16 protein-coding genes are annotated in these 17,108 nt (G+C 71.5%); 12 read left to right on the top strand and 4 right to left on the bottom strand.

Going from position 1 to position 17,108, the window contains the following annotated elements:
• Nucleotides 1-35: 35 nt before the first annotated feature.
• The 4 genes from J7I97_RS34745 (at nt 36) to J7I97_RS34730 (ending at nt 3,918) form a co-directional block, all read left to right on the top strand.
• A complete protein-coding gene (locus J7I97_RS34745; RefSeq protein ID WP_214943551.1) occupies nt 36-473 on the top strand; it encodes a MarR family winged helix-turn-helix transcriptional regulator in 438 nt (145 codons plus the stop codon).
• Nucleotides 474-637: 164 nt separating this feature from the next.
• Complete coding sequence (locus tag J7I97_RS34740) at nt 638-1,801, top strand: alpha/beta hydrolase (protein ID WP_374195535.1); 1,164 nt, start codon at nt 638-640, stop codon at nt 1,799-1,801.
• Nucleotides 1,802-2,086: 285 nt separating this feature from the next.
• On the top strand, nt 2,087-3,133 hold the full coding sequence (locus J7I97_RS34735; protein ID WP_214943548.1) for an esterase family protein: 1,047 nt from the start codon (nt 2,087-2,089) through the stop codon (nt 3,131-3,133).
• A complete protein-coding gene (locus tag J7I97_RS34730) occupies nt 3,130-3,918 on the top strand; it encodes a serine protease (RefSeq protein ID WP_214943545.1) in 789 nt (262 codons plus the stop codon). The genes J7I97_RS34735 and J7I97_RS34730 overlap by 4 nt, the downstream gene beginning before the upstream one ends.
• Nucleotides 3,919-3,996: 78 nt before the next feature.
• Here the strand turns inward: J7I97_RS34730 and J7I97_RS34725 are convergent, their stop codons facing one another.
• The 3 genes from J7I97_RS34725 to J7I97_RS34715 form a co-directional block, all read right to left on the bottom strand.
• Entirely contained in the window at nt 3,997-4,923 is a 927-nt protein-coding gene (locus J7I97_RS34725; protein ID WP_214943542.1) for an EamA family transporter, read from the bottom strand.
• 44 nt (nt 4,924-4,967) lie between these two features.
• Entirely contained in the window at nt 4,968-5,777 is an 810-nt protein-coding gene (locus J7I97_RS34720; protein ID WP_214943539.1) for an isocitrate lyase/phosphoenolpyruvate mutase family protein, read from the bottom strand.
• 224 nt (nt 5,778-6,001) lie between these two features.
• Complete coding sequence (locus J7I97_RS34715; RefSeq protein ID WP_214943536.1) at nt 6,002-7,114, bottom strand: pyridoxal-phosphate dependent enzyme; 1,113 nt, start codon at nt 7,112-7,114, stop codon at nt 6,002-6,004.
• Between the two features lie 227 nt (nt 7,115-7,341).
• On the opposite strand from J7I97_RS34715, the gene J7I97_RS34710 reads away from it, so the two are divergent.
• The 8 genes from J7I97_RS34710 to J7I97_RS34675 all read left to right on the top strand — a co-directional run bounded on the left by J7I97_RS34710 (nt 7,342) and on the right by J7I97_RS34675 (nt 15,885).
• Complete coding sequence (locus tag J7I97_RS34710; protein WP_214943533.1) at nt 7,342-8,928, top strand: S8 family peptidase; 1,587 nt, start codon at nt 7,342-7,344, stop codon at nt 8,926-8,928.
• 107 nt (nt 8,929-9,035) lie between these two features.
• Nucleotides 9,036-10,259, top strand: coding sequence for a DUF4190 domain-containing protein (locus J7I97_RS34705; RefSeq protein ID WP_214943530.1), 1,224 nt, complete (start codon nt 9,036-9,038; stop codon nt 10,257-10,259).
• Between the two features lie 139 nt (nt 10,260-10,398).
• Complete coding sequence (locus J7I97_RS34700; protein WP_214943527.1) at nt 10,399-11,151, top strand: GntR family transcriptional regulator; 753 nt, start codon at nt 10,399-10,401, stop codon at nt 11,149-11,151.
• A 309-nt stretch (nt 11,152-11,460) separates the two neighbouring features.
• On the top strand, nt 11,461-11,682 hold the full coding sequence (locus tag J7I97_RS34695; RefSeq protein WP_308364291.1) for a hypothetical protein: 222 nt from the start codon (nt 11,461-11,463) through the stop codon (nt 11,680-11,682).
• Nucleotides 11,683-11,842: 160 nt separating this feature from the next.
• Nucleotides 11,843-12,028: an SPOR domain-containing protein gene (locus tag J7I97_RS34690; RefSeq protein ID WP_214943524.1), complete on the top strand. Its 186-nt coding sequence runs from the start codon at nt 11,843-11,845 to the stop codon at nt 12,026-12,028.
• 40 nt (nt 12,029-12,068) lie between these two features.
• The gene (locus tag J7I97_RS34685) at nt 12,069-12,461 is read left to right on the top strand and encodes a (deoxy)nucleoside triphosphate pyrophosphohydrolase (RefSeq protein ID WP_214943521.1); all 393 of its coding nucleotides are present in this window, start codon (nt 12,069-12,071) and stop codon (nt 12,459-12,461) included.
• Between the two features lie 215 nt (nt 12,462-12,676).
• Nucleotides 12,677-13,105: an ATP-binding protein gene (locus tag J7I97_RS34680; protein ID WP_214943518.1), complete on the top strand. Its 429-nt coding sequence runs from the start codon at nt 12,677-12,679 to the stop codon at nt 13,103-13,105.
• A gap of 158 nt (nt 13,106-13,263) precedes the next feature.
• Nucleotides 13,264-15,885 (top strand): SpoIIE family protein phosphatase, encoded by a 2,622-nt coding sequence (locus J7I97_RS34675; protein WP_308364316.1) that lies wholly within the window; start codon nt 13,264-13,266, stop codon nt 15,883-15,885.
• Between the two features lie 317 nt (nt 15,886-16,202).
• On the opposite strand, the gene J7I97_RS34670 is transcribed toward J7I97_RS34675, so the two are convergent.
• Nucleotides 16,203-16,922, bottom strand: coding sequence for a PspA/IM30 family protein (locus J7I97_RS34670; protein ID WP_214943515.1), 720 nt, complete (start codon nt 16,920-16,922; stop codon nt 16,203-16,205).
• Nucleotides 16,923-17,108: the final 186 nt, after the last annotated feature.

The following is a 17,108-nucleotide window of genomic DNA, read 5'->3' as shown; positions in this document are numbered from 1 at the left end:
GCTCTAATGCTTGGCAAGGGTCGTAGGATGCCGGAATGACCTCCATGCCCGCCGAGGAGCGCATCGGCTCCCACCTCAAACGCGCAGAGCAGGCGCTTCTCGCGGCTAAGAACGCTGTGCTGAAGCCGGTAGGAGTAACGGTTCCTCAGTACGCCGCCCTGCTCTGGCTCGCCGAGAAGCCGGGCATCTCAGCCGCCGCACTCGCGAGGTTGTGCGGGGTCACGCCGCCGACCATGAACACGGTGCTGAAGAACCTTCAGGAGCGCGGGCTCATCGAGCGGACCCCGCACGAGTGGCACCGCAATGTGCTGGAGACCCGGCTGACGGAGGCGGGGCGGGCGGCGATGGAGCAGGCGGACACCGGTGCCGTACGGGTGGAGCGGGCGCTGGCCGCCGAGTTCTCCGGGGAGGAACGGGAGTTGCTGCTGGAGCTGCTCGGGCGGTGCGTGCAGGTGCTCGACGCGCAGAGGTGAGGGCCGCTGCGAGTTAGCCGCGCCCGCGAGGTGTCCGTGAGACGCCGGTCATGTTTTTGCCGGGTTCGGGAACTCCGCGCGGTGTTCGCTCATCAGGACTAAGAGGATGCCCAGCAGTTCTGCCCCACCCCATGGGGCGGCCATGACCGTTCGGAGCGAAGTTCGTGCACCAGTCCCCGCAGCACCCGCAGTCCGATGGCCGGACGACGTACCGGGCCGAGCCGCAGCCTGAGCTGCACGGCGGATCCGGGCGGCCCGCGCCCAGGGGGTCCCGACGCGCGATATGGATCAGCGCGGGCGTCGCCTGCGCGCTGCTAGCCGGCGGCGGCTTCGCGGCCTGGAAGTACGAGTGGTTCTCCGGCAACGGCCAGGCCGTGAGCTTCGGCAAGAACCCGGAGCCCGCTGCCAAGGAGGCCACGGGGAAGGCGTCCCCGACCCCGGAAGCCTCCCCCACCCCGACCGGTGACCCCGACGTGCTCATGCCGTCCGGCCCGAAGGCCGACTTCAAGCAGACCGCCAAGCTCGACGACGGCACGATCATCGCCAAGACCCGCCTCGCGGGCGCGAAGTCCGGCTTCGAGGGCGACGTCTGGGTCTGGGCGCCCAAGGAGTACGACGACCCGAAGTACGCCAAGAGCGCCTTCCCGGTGCTCATCGCGCTCCCCGGCGGCAACGGCTACCCGAGCAACTACTGGTCCGACCGCAGTCTGGGGCTCCAGAAGGCCATCAGCGAGGGCGTCAAGGCCGGTACCAGCCTGCCGTTCGTCGTGGTGATGCCGGTGCTCAACCCGGACAGCAAGTACTACTACGACGGCTCCGACATACCCGGCCAGGCCAAGATGGGCACCTGGCTCGCCGAGGACATCCCGGACTTCACCCGCGCCAACTTCCGTACGTACAAGTCCCGCGACGGCTGGGCCTTCATGGGCTCCTCCTCCGGCGCCTTCGTCGGCATGAAGCAGCTCCTCCAGCACCCCGACAAGTTCAAGGCCGTGATCGCCAGCGGCGGCGAGCTCGTTCCGGACTCCCCGCTCTGGAAGGGGCACCAGGCGGAGATGGACGCGAACAACCCCGAGAAGCTCGCCCAGCAGCTGATCGACAGCAACGGCCCCGAGGTCTACATCAACTTCCAGATCGGGACCAAGGAGACCGGCAAGCGCGGAATGACGCAGTTCCAGGAGAAGTACGGCAAGGGACCCGTCAAGATCACCATCCGCGACATCCAGAACGGCGAGCACAACGGCTGGCACTACGTCCGGGGCATGAAGGAAGGCTCGCTGGAGTGGATCAGCAAGGTGCTCAAGGCGCCCAAGCCCGAGGCCGGCTGACGCGTCGCGGCTGCTCGCGGGGCCGGGTGGCACAGGCCACGTCACCCCGATCCCAGGCAACCCGTCCGGTCGTTTAAACCTCTGTAATGGGTGTAAGGGGGACCGATCGGTCCGACCCGAGCTCCCGGGGGAGCGCCGGAGAGGGAACGGGACATTTCCGTGCAGCATGACCAGCAGCAGCAGCAGCAAGGTGAAGGTAAAGGCAGTGACGTCAGCCCTGCGGCAGAGGGCGCAGAGGGCGCAGAGGGCGCAGAGGGTGCAGAGGGTGCAGGCGGCACAGAGGGAGTGGAGGGGCGCCGCCGTCCCCGGCGCACGCGTCTGCTCCTGATCAGCGGTGGGCTCGCGTTCACCCTCGCCGCCGGGGGCGGCGTGGCGGCGTACAAGTACAACCTCTTCACGGACGTGGGGGATCCCACGTCCTTCGGGAAGACCCACGAGAAGACGGTGGCGACGGCCGACATCCGGCCGGGTGTCAGGATGCCCACCGGCCCGGCCGCCGAATTCGTCCGCACCGCCCGGCTGCCGGACGGTACGCAGATCGCCCGGACCACGCTGACCGGCAAGAAGTCCGGCTTCACCGGTGACGTCTGGGTGTGGGTGCCGAAGGAGTACAACGATCCGCAGTACGCCAAGAGCGCCTTCCCGGTCCTGATCTCCCTGCCCGGCGGCCGCGGGTACCCCACGAACTACTGGATGGGCACCGGCCTCGGCCTCCAGCAGGCCGTGATCGACGGGGCGAAGGCCGGCACCAGCCTGCCCTTCATCCTCGTCATGCCGGTGATCAACGCCGACACCAAGCACCACTTCGACGGCTCGGACATTCCCGGGGAGCCGAAGATGGGCACCTGGATGGCCGATGACATCCCGGATTTCACGAAGGCCAATTTCCGCACCTTCACCTCCCGCGACGGGTGGGCCTTCATGGGCTCCTCCTCGGGCGGCTTCGGCGCCTTCAAACACGTCCTGAAGTACCCCGACCGCTTCAAGGCGGCCATCGCGAGCGGCGTCGACTTCGTCCCCGACTCCCCGCTGTGGAAGGGGAACACGCAGGCCATGGACGAGAACAACCCCGAGAAGCTCGCCGAGAAGCTGATCGAGGCGGGCGGCCCGGACGTCTACATCAACTTTCAGATCGGGACCAAGGAGAGCGGCCGCGACAAGGCCGAGAGATTCATGCAGGTGTACGGAAAGGGCCCCGTGCACACCCGGCTCCAGGTGATCCAGGATGGTCAGCACAACGGAAGGTCGTACGTACGTGGCATGAGGGAGGGCTCCCTGGAGTGGATCAGCAAAGTGATGCTGGCGCCGACCCCCGACCCCGTCGTGCGATGAGCCCGGTGGTGAAGGGGGCCTCCGCGGCGGCCGCCGCCGGGGTCGCGGCGGTGCTCGCCGTCGGGTTCGTCAAGGCGTCGGGCGACCAGCCGGTGCACCCCTTCCCCACCGTCGGCGTGCTCATGGCCAACGGGGAGCACTGGTGCACGGCGAGCGTGGTCGACAGCCCCCAGGGCAATGTCGTCGCCACCGCCGCGCACTGCGTGGCCCCGGCGGGCGAGGACGGTGTGCCGGGCGAGGTCGCGCACGACGGCCTCGCCATCGGTGAGCTCGCCTTCGCCCCGGCCTTCTCAGGGGAGGGCGCGGGGACCCAGCCGCTCGGGGTGTGGAAGGTCCGCTCGATCCATGTGGACGAGCGCTGGACGAAGTGGGGCGACGACACCGCCGACTTCGCCTTCCTCACCGTCGAGCCCGACGAGGACGGGCGCAGCGTCCAGCAGGCGGTGGGCCGCGGGGAGGCCCCGAAGCCCGACTGGACCTCCGGCTACGAGCGGGAGGTGACGGTGGTCGGCTATCCGGAGTCCGACCACAACCCGCAGAACAAGCCCGTCGCCTGCACCACCCAGTCGCGCCACGACGAGAACGACCCGGACATGCTGTACATCAAGTGCGCGGGCTTCTGGACGGGGACCAGCGGAAGCCCCTGGATCGCCGACCGGGGCGGGCCGGACCAGCCGGGGCGGCTGATCGGGGTGCTGAGCGGCGGGGACACGGACGTGGACTCCACGGCCGCCGTCTTCGACGAGCGGGCGAGGGCGCTGTACGAGCGGGCCGCGCGGCCTTGACCGTAGGCGTGGGTTGACCGTGGGCCGGGGGTCGACCGTACGCCCGGGGCCCGCGTCGCCACCGGGGGACCGGCGTCGCTACGTCTTGCGCTCGGTGCTGACGATCACGCACACCGCCGCCACGACGATCGCGCCGCCCAGCACGATCGGCCAGGTCAGGGCTTCGTCGAGGATCAGCGCGCCCAGCGCGACGGCGACCACCGGATTGACGTAGGCGTACGTGGCGACCAGCGACAGCGGCGCCGCCTGGAGCAGCCAGGCGTACGCGGTGAAGCCGACCAGCGAGCCGAAGACGACGAGGTAGCCGAGCGCCAGCCAGGAGGCGGTGGAGTAGCCGGTCACGTCCAGGCCGTGGTGCTCGCCCCGGACGAGGCCGACGAGGATCCCGCCGGTCCCGCCCGCGAGCATCTGGTACGCGCTCCCGGTGAACGGGTTCCCGGGCAGCTTCAGCCTCCTCGCGGAGAACGAGCCCAGCGACCAGAGGACCGAAGCCGCCAGCACCAGCAGGACGCCGGACAGCCGTACCGTGCCACTGAGCCCGGGGCTGGTCAGCACCGCCAGGCCGGCGAGGCCCAGCACGACGCCGCCCAGGGTGCGCAGCGGCGGCCGGTCCCCGGTGGCCGTCCGCAGCACCACCAGCCACATCGGCACCGCGGCCACCAGGAGGGCGGCGAGGCCGGAGGGCACCGAGGTCTCCGCGAGCACGACGAGGCCGTTGCCGCCGAGGATCAGCAGCAGGCCGACCAGGACGGCCGAGCCGAGCTCGGCGCGGGTGGCCTTGAGCGCGGCCGGGCCGTGGCGCCAGGCGACGATGCCGGCCAGCAGGAGGCCCGCGGTGATGAAGCGGGCCCCGGCGGAGAGGAAGGGCGGCATGGTCTCGACGACGATCCGGATGCCGAGGTAGGTCGAGCCCCAGACGACGTAGACGATGGCCAGGGCCGCCCAGACGGCACCGGTGACCTTCGCGGCCTTGGGGTGTGCCGCCGTGGCGGTTGTGGTGGGCATGTCCGGATCCTATGGTCGTTGGCGCCTACACGCTTCCGGATATCTCAGCCCTTGAGCAGACCGTTCAGTTCGCCGTACGCGAGGGAGTCCGCGAGCGTGCCGTACGTGCCGCGGGAGAGCAGCTCCTCGGTGGCGCGACGGACCACGGCGTACGCGGCTTCGGCGACCCAGGAGCCGAGGCTCACGCGGGCCGCGCCGAGGGCGCCGAGCTCGGTGACGCCGGGCGCCCCGGGGCCGACGAGGATGTTGAGCGGGGCGTCGATGCCCTTGGCGAGCGCGGCGACGGTGGCGGGGTCGGTGACGCCGGGGACGAAGATGCCGGAGGCGCCGGCCCGGAGGTAGGCGGCGGCGCGGCTCAGCGTTTCGTCGAGGCGGGTGTGCTCGTCGCCGAGCCCCCTGAGGTAGGTGTCGACGCGGGCGTTGATGTAGAGCGGGATCCCGGCGGCGTCGGCGGCCGCCCGGGCCGCGGCGAGGCGCTCCGCGTGGTCGGCGGGGTCGCGGGAGCCGTCCTCGATGTTGACTCCGACCGCACCGGCGGCGAGTACCCCGGTGACGGTCTGGGCGACGCCGGCGGGATCGGCGCCGAAGCCGCCCTCGATGTCGGCGGTGACGGGCACCGAGACGGCGGCGGCCACCCGGGCGACCAGGTCCAGCGCCCGGTCACGGGCCAGCGCGTCCCCGTCGGGCGCGCCGAGGGACCAGGCCACACCGGCGCTGGTGGTGGCGACGGCGGGCGCCCCGGCGGCCTCGACGAGGCGGGCACTGGCGACGTCCCAGGCGTTGGCGAGGGCGAGGGGGGCGGCGGGGGTGTGCAGGTCCGCGAAGCGGCGGGCGAGATCAAGGGAGTTGGTCATACGGGCAGTCCATCAGACCGGGGCTGGTCGTGGCTGGCGATTTTCCGACGGGTGGGGTCGGCTGCCCGAATCCGGCCTCGTCGGCGTTTGAGGCGTGAGGCGTGAGGCGTGAGGCGTGAGGCGTGAGGCGTGAGGCGTGAGGCGTGAGGCGTGGGGTGTGGGGTGTGGGGTGTGGGGTGTGGGGTCCGGGGTCCGGGGCGGAGCCCAGCAGCGGTGGGGCCGGGTCAGGGCTTCAGGCCCGATTTGGCTCCGGCGCCGCAGAGGGGGAGGACCGTCGTGCGGCCCTGGAGGGGGTCTGACGGGGACAGCGGGCCCACCGCCGCCCAGCAGGCCGCGGCCGTGGGTTCCACGTACAGGCCGCGGCGGGCCAAGTCACGCTGGGCCTCGCGGAGACGGTCGTCGGGGACGGTCAGGAACGCGCCGCCGGACTTGCGGACCGCCGCCAGGATCTGGCGGGCCCGCGGCGGGGCCGGGATCGCGATTCCCTCGGCCAGGGTGGGCCGCTGTTCCACCGGGTCGGCGTCCTCGGCCCCCGCCGCGAACGCCGTGGCCAGCGGGGCCACCGCCTCCGACTGGACCGCGATCAGCGCCGGCGGCCGCACCCCGCGCCGGGCCAGCTCCTCCACGGCCAGCGCGGCCCCCAGCAGGAGGGTGCCGTTGCCCACCGGGAGGACCAGGGTCTCCGGCAGCCGGCCGCCGAGCTCCTCCCACACCTCGTACACGTACGTCTTCGTGCCGTGCAGGAAGTACGGGTTGAAGACGTGGCTGGCGTAGAAGACCCCCGGCTCGTCCGCCGCCGCACGCGCCGCCTCCGCGGCGGCCTCCCGCCCGCCCGGCACGACGCGGACCGACGCCCCGTGCGCCCGCATCTGCTCCGTCTTCTTCTCCGACGTGCCCTGGGGCACGAAAACTTCACAACTCAGCCCCGCCCGCGCGCAATACGCGGCAAATGCCGTCCCCGCGTTGCCGCTGCTGTCCGCCACCACCCGTTGCGGACCCAGCCGCCGGGCCAGCTCGGCCAGCATCACCGCGCCCCGGTCCTTGAACGACAGGGTCGGCATCAGGAAGTCGAGCTTGGCGTGAATCCGCTCTGTCAGCGGCACCAGCGGAGTGTGCCCCTCCGACAGGGTCACGGAGAACGCCCCCGGCAGCGGCAGCGCGGAGCCGTACCGCCACAACGAATGGGGCCCGGCCGCCGGTTCCAGCGGGACGGCGGGGTCCGGCGTGAAATCGAGGTCCCACGGTCCGCCGCACACCGGGCAGCACCAGGGCGCCGTCCGCACGCCCGCCTCGGTGCCGTCCTCGGGGCAGACGTAGCCGGGGAGTGCGTGCGTCATATGCGTCCGCCTTTGCTCATTCATGGCCGTTGTATGGCACGGATGTTACGCGTCGGCTTTCCTCTTGTGGGATGCCGCGAGGGTGGGTCAACCTTTCGGAGGCGACGGTCCGTCAGGCAGAAATTGTTGTCATGGGCATGCAGAAATCCCCATGTCCGCATACCCGCACGGTCTGCGTGCCGCCGTCCCACCCCCCGCAGCGCACCACCGATGAGAAGGACCCCCACATGTCCGTGATGCGTCACACCCGCCGGAAGATCGCCGGCATCAGTGCGACCGCCGTCGTGGCCCTCGCGCTCGGCACCGCCGCGGCCCTGCCCGCCGCCGCCGCGTCGGGCAGCAGCCCGCAGGGCGTCATCGAGAACGCCGGTGCCCCCGACACGGTCTCCGGCAGCTACATCGTGACCCTGAAAGACTCCGCCGCCCGCTCCACCGCCGACAGCGGCAAGGCCGTCGCGAAGCGGTACGGCGCGAAGATCGACCGGACCTACAGCGCCGCCCTCAACGGCTACTCCGTCGAGGTCTCCGAGGCGCAGGCCAGGAAGCTCGCCGCCGACCCGGCCGTCAAGTCGGTCGTGCAGAACCGTGTCTTCACCGTCGACGACGCCCAGGGCACCCAGCCCAGCCCGCCGTCCTGGGGCCTGGACCGCATCGACCAGCGCGCCCTCCCGCTCGACAGCAGCTACACGTACCCGGACCAGGCGGGAGAGGGCGTCACCGCGTACATCATCGACACGGGCGTCCGCATCACCCACACGGAGTTCGGCGGCCGCGCCTCCTACGGCTACGACGCCATCGACAACGACAACACCGCCCAGGACGGCCACGGCCACGGCACCCACGTCGCCGGCACCGTCGCGGGCAACTCGTACGGCGTGGCCAAGAAGGCCAAGATCGTCGGCGTCCGCGTCCTCGACAACAACGGTTCCGGTACGACGGCCCAGGTCGTCGCGGGCATCGACTGGGTGACGCAGCACGCCGTCAAGCCGGCCGTGGCCAACATGTCGCTGGGCGGCGGCGCGGACTCCGCGCTCGACACCGCCGTACGCAACTCCATAGCCGCCGGCATCACGTACGGCGTCGCGGCGGGCAACGAGTCCACGGACGCCAGCACCAAGTCCCCGGCGCGCGTCGCCGAGGCCATCACGGTCGGCGCCACCACCAGCTCGGACGCCAAGGCCAGCTACTCCAACTACGGCTCCATCCTGGACATCTTCGCCCCGGGCTCCTCCATCACCTCGTCCTGGGGCACCGGCGACACCGCCACGAACACCATCTCCGGTACGTCGATGGCCACCCCGCACGTCGTAGGCGCGGCCGCGCTCTACCTGTCGCAGAACCCGACGAGCACCCCGTCCCAGGTCTCGGCCGGTCTGGTCGCCGCCGCGACCCCGAACGTGGTCGGCAGCCCCGGCTCCGGATCCCCGAACCGCCTGCTCTACGTCGGCGGCGGCACCACCCCGCCGAACCCCGGCACCCGCTTCGAGAACCTCAACGACTACGCGATCAACGACAACTCCACGGTCGAGTCGCCGATCACCGTCAGCGGGATCTCCGGCAACGCCCCGGCCACGTTGAGCGTTCCCGTCGACATCAAGCACACCTACATCGGTGACCTGAAGGTCGACCTGATCGCCCCCGACGGCACCGTCTACAACCTGCACAACCGGAGCGGCGGCAGCGCCGACAACATCATCAAGACCTACACCGTCAATGCCTCCTCGGAGGTCGCGAACGGTGTCTGGAAGCTCCGGGTGAACGACAACGCGAACATCGACACCGGGAAGATCGACTCCTGGGCGCTCCAGTTCTGAGTGCTGAGTACCTGAGTTGAACTGCGGGGGCGACCGACTACCGGTCGCCCCCGCTGCGTACTATTCGCGCATTCGTTCGCGCCCCCTGTGATGGAGCACCTCACCCTGTGAGTACGCCGCCCCCGCCGCCCCCGGACAACCCCTGGTCGCCGCCGCCCTCGTCGCGCCAGCCGTGGTCCCCGCCGTCTCCCGCGCCCGTCTGGGGTCAGCCCGCCGGCTACCGGCCGCAGCCCGCGCTGAACGGCTTCGCGCTGGCCTCGCTGCTGTCCGGACTGCTCTGCTTCCCGCCGCTCGGCATTGCCTTCGGCATCGCGGCGCTCGTACAGATCGCGAAGAGGGGCGACCGGGGCAAGGCGCTCGCGATCGTGGGCCTGGTGGTGTCCCTGGTGCTGACCGTGAGCGTGACGCTCGCCGTGAGCCAGTACGGGCAGCGGTTCTTCGACCGGCTCGACACGATGCGGCAGTTCGAGCACACCGAGGGCGAGTTCACCGATATCGACGAGATGCGGGCCGGCGACTGCTTCAACGTCCCCGGCGGGGACCTCCTGGACGAGTCCCGGTTCGTCTACAAGGTCGGGTGCGCGGAGGTCCACGACGGCGAGGTGACCTCCTCGGCCCTTCTGGACGACGGGGCCTTCCCGGGTGGGGAGGAGATGGAGGAGAACGCCACCCGGACGTGCTGGAAGGCGATGGACGAGTACGCGATGGACACGTGGGCGCTGCCCTCGTACGCGGACATGTTCCACTTCTCGCCCTCGCGCGACTCGTGGCGAGAGGGCGACCGCAGGCTGCTGTGCGTGATCGGCACGGCGGAGAAGGAGCACCGGGGCAGTCTGCGCAACGATGCGGGGATGCTGACGCCGGAGCAGGTGACCTTCCTGCGCGCGATGAACGCCGCCGACCACGCCATGCTGAACTCGCCCGACGAGGAGGTCGACGAGACGCTGCCGGAGTACCGGGCGTGGGCGCGGAAGGTCGACGAGGCACTGGGCGCTGAGGCGAAGGTGCTGGAGGGCGTGAAGGACCGCCCGGATGTGGGCGTGGCGGCACGGGCGCAGCTCAAGGAGGTCGAGGCGGCGCGCAAGGCGTGGCGCGAGGCCTCCCGGGCGACGAACCCGGAGCAGTTCGACGCGGCGTGGGAGCGGGCGGCGGACGCGCTCAGCGTCGACACGGAGAAGGCGCTGCGCGGGGCGTACAAGCTGTCGACCACGGTTCCGGAGTGGCTGGAGGACTCGTCGGGGGGCTCGGGGGACTCCGGCGGCTCCGGGAACTCCGGCGGCTCAGGCGGCTCGGACGGCGGGAGCGACGGGTCGTCGTCGGAGCAGGCGTGAGTCGTCGTCGGCGTAACGCGCGGTAACGGGTTTGAGTGACCTGGCTTCATCACTTCGGGTGAAACTTTGGCCTTTGCTTGCGGTGTACAACCGTGGGTTGCCAGGGTGTAGCTGTCTGTCAACCTGATGGGAGTGGCCAGTGACTTTCGGTGAGCAGCCGGCCTATCTGCGCGTCGCCGGGGATTTGCGACGGAAGATCGTCGATGGGTCCCTGCCCCCGCATGCCCGGCTTCCCTCGCAGGCCCGGATCCGCGAGGAGTACGGGGTCTCGGACACGGTGGCGCTGGAGGCGCGCAAGGTCCTCATGGCGGAAGGGCTGGTCGAGGGCCGGTCCGGGTCGGGTACGTACGTACGGGAGCAGCCCGTACCGAGACGGGTCGCCCGCTCCGGATACCGCACGGGCGGCGCGTCGACGCCGTTCCGGCAGGAGCAGGCGGAGGCGGGCGCGCGGGGCACGTGGGAGTCGAGCAGCGAGCAGACGGGGGCGCCGGCGGAGATCGCGCGGCGGCTCGGCATCGAGGCGGGCGACCGGGTGATGCGGACGCGGTACGTCTTCCGGGACGCGGGGGAGGTGATGATGCTGTCGACCTCCTGGGAGCCGCTCGCCGTGACCGGGCGGACCCCGGTGATGCTGCCGGAGGAGGGGCCGCTGCGGGGTTCCGGGGTGGTGGACCGGATGGCCGCGATCGATGTCGTGGTGGACAACGTGGTGGAGGAGGTCGGCGCGCGGCCGGGTCTGGCGGAGGAGATCCTGTCGCTCGGCGGTGTCCCGGGGCATGTGGTGTTGGTGATCGGCCGTACGTATTTCGCGTCCGGGCGGGCTGTGGAGACGGCCGATGTGGTGGTCCCGGCGGACCGGTACCGCCTGACGTATCACCTGCCGGTGAGGTGAGGGAGCCCGGCCGGTTGGTTTGCCGGGTGCCGCTGCGCGGCGGCCTTCTCCCCGCCCCGCCCTTTCTCCGTTTCCCGGGGTGCCCCGGGCCCCAGTCGGGTGCGGCGCCGTTGCCGGGGGCCGGCCCCCGGAACCCACGCGCCTCAAACGCCGGCGGGGCTGGAAGGGCCGGGCAATTCCGGTGGGTTAACCAGGTGGTGGTGCGAAGGGTGGGGGTGTAACCGGCGGGCAGTGGCCGTGGGTGACGGGGTGTCATATCGGGTTCAAGCGCGCGTACCCTGCCCCGTCAACCCGGCGGGTTTCGGTGCGATGGTGATCGCCTCGACCGTCTCGATCCTCGCCTTCTCCGGGCTCTTCGGCGCATACCCGGAGGCCTTCTCCACCTTCATCGCGGCCGGGCCGGCGCTCGTCACGGCGGGGCCGGTCCGCTCACTCTGCTGCTCCCTCGGCGCCACCTGCGGGGACGTCTGTCGCAAGGGTCCGGGAGGCGGTGCGGTGGTGCTGCCGATGCCGTCCGTGCGCCGGGTCTGAACCGGCGCGCACGGCCCTCTCGTACGCATGGCCGGATGCGTACGCCTGCTGTGTACCTCTTCGTGAAAAACCGTATCCGCTCAGTAAAGGTCGGGCGTAAGGTCGGGCATATGCGCGATGCGGTTTCCTGGGCAGGTACATCGGCGGAGGGTGAAGCGCGATGAACGACAGCGGTGCCCTGCTCCCATGGCTGGTCATACGTCAGGACGACAACGGCAACCGCTACCGGGTGGGCCGGTACCCCACCCGGGCCGAGGCCCAGAAGGTCGTCGACAGCCTCGACGACCGCGGACACAAGCAGCTCTACTGGGTCGAGCGGATCGGTCAGACCGCCACGACGAACTGAGCGCGTCGGGGCTTCCGACGCACTGACATAGGCTCCGCCCATGACTGTACGAGTAGTCGTGGGCGGAGCCCTTTGTCATGACGGGCGCCTGCTGGCCGCCCGCCGCAGCGCGCCGCCGGAGCTGGCCGGCCGCTGGGAGCTGCCGGGCGGGAAGGCCGAGCCCGGTGAGTCCGTGCCGGATGCGCTGGTGCGCGAACTGCGCGAGGAGCTCGGCGTGGAAGCCGAGCCGCTGGAGCGGATCCCGGGGGAGTGGCCGCTCAAGCCGGGTCTCGTCCTGCACGTGTGGACGGCCCGACTGGTGTCGGGGGACCCCGCTCCGCTGGAGGATCACGACGAGCTGCGCTGGCTCGGTCCGGAGGAACTGGACTCCGTGGACTGGCTCGACCAGGACCGCCCGGCGGTCGCCGAGGCCGGGCGCAGGCTGCGCGTCTGACCGCACGGTCCGGAGCGCGGCGGCACACCGGGGGTGCATCGGGGCGCGTGCCGCTCGCGCTGTGGGCCGTCTGCGCCACAGTGCGCCGGTGCGTGAAGGATCGAGTGGTACGACGCCGCGAATATCGGGTATGTCGCAATTAGTCCCAATTTTGTACTCGTTCCTCGTGGCTCTGTCCCTGCTGAACCCGACTGGGGTCGCTGCCGGCCCGGGAAGTGATCGGCGTGATCGACACAGACGGTGAATGCGCCGAATGGGCCTTCCCCGCCGAGCCCGGTGCCGTACGCACCGCCCGCCACGCCGTGCGCGGCAAGCTCCGCGCCTGGGGCCTCGACTCCGTCGGCGATGTGACCGTACTGCTGGTCAGCGAGCTGGTCACCAATTCCCTGCGGTACACCTCCGGCCCCATCGGGGTCCGCCTGGTACGGCCGAATCCAGCCGTCGGAAGCTCGTCGGGGAGCGCGGCACTGCTCGTGGAGGTTTCCGATCCGCTTCCGGATCCGCCCCGCGAGCGGGTCGCGAAACCGGACGACGAGGGCGGCCGGGGACTGCAGCTCGTGGCCGGCTCGGCGCAGCGCTGGGGGACCCGGCACGGGAAGTCGGGCAAAACTGTGTGGTTCGAGTTGGCCGTTCCTGGTGAGTAACAAGGTGAAGGGTGGCCGACGATCACTGGACGTGGCTCGAAATGAACGAGACCTTGCTGTGATCGTGAACGCCGTGTCGTCCGGGGCCGTGGTGCTGAATACTTCGGTCATGGCCGGTCCGGTTGCGGTGAGCTGGAGGGGACGGTCGCGTGAGCGAGATACCTGCGCAGGCACATCAGGCCCGAGTGTCCGGGGAGACGTGGCATGACTCCTTGTGGCACACCAGTCCGCCTGGCTCGATATATGACTACATAAAGGTCGCTTCTTTCTCGATCGGTCCGGACGGGCTCATCGACCAGTGGAGCCTGCGCGCCGAGGAACTGTTCGGGCTGACCGCCGCACAGACCGTCGGCCGCGACCCGGTCGACGCCTTCATGCCGCCGGAACTGCGCGCGGGCGGGCACCGCAAGGTCGCGGAGATCCTCGACGGCAAGGAGTGGACGGGTCTCGTCCCCTTCCGGATCCCGGGCGGCGACGGCGCGCACGGTGTGGCCGAGATCTATGTGATGCCGACGCAGACCGAGGCCGCCGAGCGGGCCGCGCTGTGTGTCGTGGTCGACGTACGCGCGCTGCGCCGGATCGAATCCGATCTCGCGGCCTCGCAGGCCATATTCGGCCAATCTCCCTTCGGCTTCCTGCTCTTTGGTACGGACCTCACCGTGCAGCGCGCCAACCGCCGCTTCGCGACCGTCTTCGGGGGCGCGGTGGAGGAGCACCGCGGCCGGACCGTGCACGACTACCTGCCTCCGCACGAGGCCGACCGGATGACCGAGGCACTGCGGCGGGTGCTGGAGACCGGGGAGTCCGTCACCGACCTGCGGATCACCGGCGCGGCCCCGGGCAGCCGCGACGACCGCCACTGGTCGATCAACCTCTACCGGGTACACGGCGGCACCGGCCGCCCCATCGGCGTGGCGGGCCTGGGCACCGATATCACCCGCCGCCACCTCGCAGCCCGCGAAGCCGCCGGAGTCCGGCGCAATCTCGCCCTCCTCAACGAGGCCGGGCACCGCATCGGGAACTCCCTCGACCTGGAGACCACCGCCCGGGAACTCCTCGACGTCACCGTTCCCGGCTTCTGCGATCTCGCCTCCGTCGACCTGTACCAGGGGCTGCTGCTCGGCGACGACGACCGGCCCGCCCGGCCGCAGGGCCGTCGCAGGCCGGGGCCGCCGCCGCTGCCCGGGCAGGACGCCGGCCGGGCCCCGTCCGCGCCGCTGCGGCGGGTCGCCTTCGCCTCGGCGGTGTCGGACGCCCCGCTGTCGGGGCCGGGCGCGATGGTCTCCGTAGGGCAGATCCACCGGTACCCGGCCGCGTCGACCGGTGCGCTGGCGCTGCGGACGGCGCGGCCCCGGCTGATCGTGGCCCCGCCGTCCGCGGACGACCTGGTGCAGTCGACGCTGGTGGTGCCGCTGGTGGCGCACGACACGGTGGTCGGGCTCGCGCAGTTCTCCCGTACCAAGGGCAGCGAACCCTTCGGCGAGCGCGACCGGGCGGTGGCCGTGGAGCTGGCCGCGCGGGCCGCCGTATGCATCGACAACGCGCGGCTGTACCGCAGGGAGCACGAACGGGCGCTGATACTGCAGCGCAGCCTGCTGCCGCCCGGTGATCCGGAGGCGGCGGGACTGGACATCGCCTGCCGGTACCTGCCGGGGAACGCGGCGACCGAGGTCGGCGGGGACTGGTTCGACGTCATCGAGCTGCCGGGGCACCGCACGGCGCTGGTGGTCGGGGACGTGATGGGCCGCGGGCTGCGGGCCGCGGTCGCGATGGGCGAACTGCGGACCGCCGTACGGACACTGGCGCTGCTGGACCTGGAGCCGGCGGAGGTGCTGAGCGCGCTGGACGAGATCGCGCGGGGGCTGGGCGCGCCGGGCGGCTCCCAGCAGGCCTCGCGGGCGGCGCTGCACTCGCGGGACGCGGACCGCTCGGAGGTGTACCTCGCCACGTGCGTGTACGCCGTCTACGACCCGGTGACCCGGCGCTGCACGATCGCCAACGCGGGCCACATGCCGCCGGTGCTGGTGGAACCGCCGGACGAGGACGGGGTGCACAGGCCCGCGCTGCTGCTGGAAGTGCCGCCGGGGATGCCGCTGGGGGTGGGCGGCGAGCCGTTCGAGGAGGTCGAGGTGGATCTGCCGGAGGGCGCGCTGCTGGCGCTGTACACCGACGGGCTGGTGGAGTCGCGGGACCATCCGCTGGAGGAGGGCCTGCGGGGTCTGCGGGACGCGCTGGCGGATCCGGTGCGGCCGCTGGAGGACGTGTGCGACCACGTGCTGAACACGTTGGACACACGGCACGGGGAGGACGACATCGCGCTGCTGATGGCGCGGGTGCAGGGGTTGCCGGTGGATGCGGTGGGGGACTGGCAGCTGCCGCGCGAGGCGCGGTCGGTGGGCCGGGCGCGGGAGCTGGCGCGGGCGAAGCTGCCGGCGTGGGGGCTGGAGGGGCTGCTGGACACCACTGAGCTGCTGGTCAGCGAACTGGTGACGAATGCGCTGCGGTACGGGGAGGGGGAGATCCGGCTGCGGTTGCTGCTGGACCGGACGCTGGTGTGCGAGGTGTGGGACGGGAACCTGGTGCAGCCGCGGCGGCGGCGGGCGCGGGACACGGACGAGGGGGGCCGGGGTTTGCAGCTGGTCGGCCTGCTGTCGGCCGGCTGGGGCACCCGGCGGACCCACCGGGGCAAGACGGTCTGGTTTGAGCTGCCGCTGCCGGGCGCCGCGGCCGGGGCGGTGTCGGAACTCTCGGCGGAGCAACTGCTGGGCCTGTACGGGTAGCCCGTGTGGTGTGCGGTGTGCGGTGTGCGGGCTGCCGCTGCGAGGGGGCGTCTCCCCGCCCCGCCCTTTCACCGTTTCCCGGGGCGGAGCCCCGGACCCCGCACAGGTGCGGCGCCGTTGCCGGGGGCCGGCCCCCGGAACCCCCGCGCCTCAAACGCCGGCGGGGCTGAAGGTGATGCGGCGCCGCTGCCGGGGGCCAGCCCCCGCAAACGCCGGCGGGGCTGAAGGTGCGGCGCCGCTGCCGGGGGCCGGTCCCCGGGACCCCGCGCCTCAAACGCCGGCGGGGCTGAAACGGGGGGCCGCGCAGCGGACGCCCCCTATGCGGACCTGCCGGATTTCAGGGCGGCCAGGCGGGCCTCGATCTCCGCGGACTTGCCGAGGTCGTCCAGGGCCTCGAACTGGGCGTCCAGGGAGGAGGCCGCGAGTTCCTCCCTGCCCAGGGCCCTGGCCTCCTCGCGGCGGACCTTGTCCTCGAACCGCGCCAGGTCGCTCGTCGGGTCCATGACGTCGATGTTCTTCACCGCGTCCAGCATCGTGTTCTGCGCCTGCGCGGTCTTCGCCCGGGCCACCAGCTCGTCGCGCTTCGCCGTCAGCTCGGTCAGCTTGTTCTTCATCGATTCCAGACCAGACTTCAGCTTGTCCACGACCTCCGTCTGGGCGGCGATCGTCGGCTCCGCCGTCTTCGCCTCCTTCTCCGACTGGAGCTGGCGGCCCAGGGCGACCTTGGCGAGGTTGTCGAACTTGTCCGCGTCCGCCGTGGAGCCGCCGGTGCGGAGCTCGTCCGCCTTCCTGCTCGCCGCCAGAGCCTTGTCGCCCCACTCCGCGGCCGCTTCCACGTCCTCCTTGTGGTCCGCCTCCAGCATCCGCAGATTGCCGATCGTGGTGGCCACCGCCTGCTCCGCCTCCGAGATGTTGTTCGTGTAGTCGCGGATCAGCTGGTCCAGCATCTTCTGCGGGTCCTCCGCCTGGTCCAGCAGCGCGTTGATGTTGGCCTTCGCGAGCTGGGTGACGCGGCCGAGGATGGTCTGCTTGCTCATCTCCGGGTCTCCTTGGGTGAGGCGAGGTGGGGTGCGGGGTGGGGTCGGCGAGGCGGGTGCGTGCGTGCGTCAGAAGCGGCCGCCGCCGCCCATGCGGCCCCGCGTTCCGCCGCCGCCGAACGAGCCCGGACCCCGGCCCCCGCCGCCGCCCCCGCCCAAGCCCCCCCCCCCCCCCCCCCCCCCCCC

The organism is Streptomyces sp. ISL-87, from assembly GCF_018614095.1.
Taxonomy (GTDB): Bacteria; Actinomycetota; Actinomycetes; order Streptomycetales; family Streptomycetaceae; genus Streptomyces.
This window is presented reverse-complemented; position numbering and strand designations above follow the sequence as displayed.

Bases quoted from the DNA above. Each gene is read 5' to 3' on its own strand.
- J7I97_RS34745 (WP_214943551.1), top strand. From the start codon at position 36: ATGACCTCCATGCCCGCCGAGGAGCGCATCGGCTCCCACCTCAAACGC.
- J7I97_RS34730 (WP_214943545.1), top strand. From the start codon at position 3,130: ATGAGCCCGGTGGTGAAGGGGGCCTCCGCGGCGGCCGCCGCCGGGGTC.
- J7I97_RS34725 (WP_214943542.1), bottom strand. From the start codon at position 4,923: ATGCCCACCACAACCGCCACGGCGGCACACCCCAAGGCCGCGAAGGTC.
- J7I97_RS34720 (WP_214943539.1), bottom strand. From the start codon at position 5,777: ATGACCAACTCCCTTGATCTCGCCCGCCGCTTCGCGGACCTGCACACC.
- J7I97_RS34715 (WP_214943536.1), bottom strand. From the start codon at position 7,114: ATGACGCACGCACTCCCCGGCTACGTCTGCCCCGAGGACGGCACCGAG.
- J7I97_RS34710 (WP_214943533.1), top strand. From the start codon at position 7,342: ATGTCCGTGATGCGTCACACCCGCCGGAAGATCGCCGGCATCAGTGCG.
- J7I97_RS34695 (WP_308364291.1), top strand. From the start codon at position 11,461: ATGGTGATCGCCTCGACCGTCTCGATCCTCGCCTTCTCCGGGCTCTTC.
- J7I97_RS34690 (WP_214943524.1), top strand. From the start codon at position 11,843: ATGAACGACAGCGGTGCCCTGCTCCCATGGCTGGTCATACGTCAGGAC.
- J7I97_RS34685 (WP_214943521.1), top strand. From the start codon at position 12,069: ATGACTGTACGAGTAGTCGTGGGCGGAGCCCTTTGTCATGACGGGCGC.
- J7I97_RS34670 (WP_214943515.1), bottom strand. From the start codon at position 16,922: ATGAGCAAGCAGACCATCCTCGGCCGCGTCACCCAGCTCGCGAAGGCC.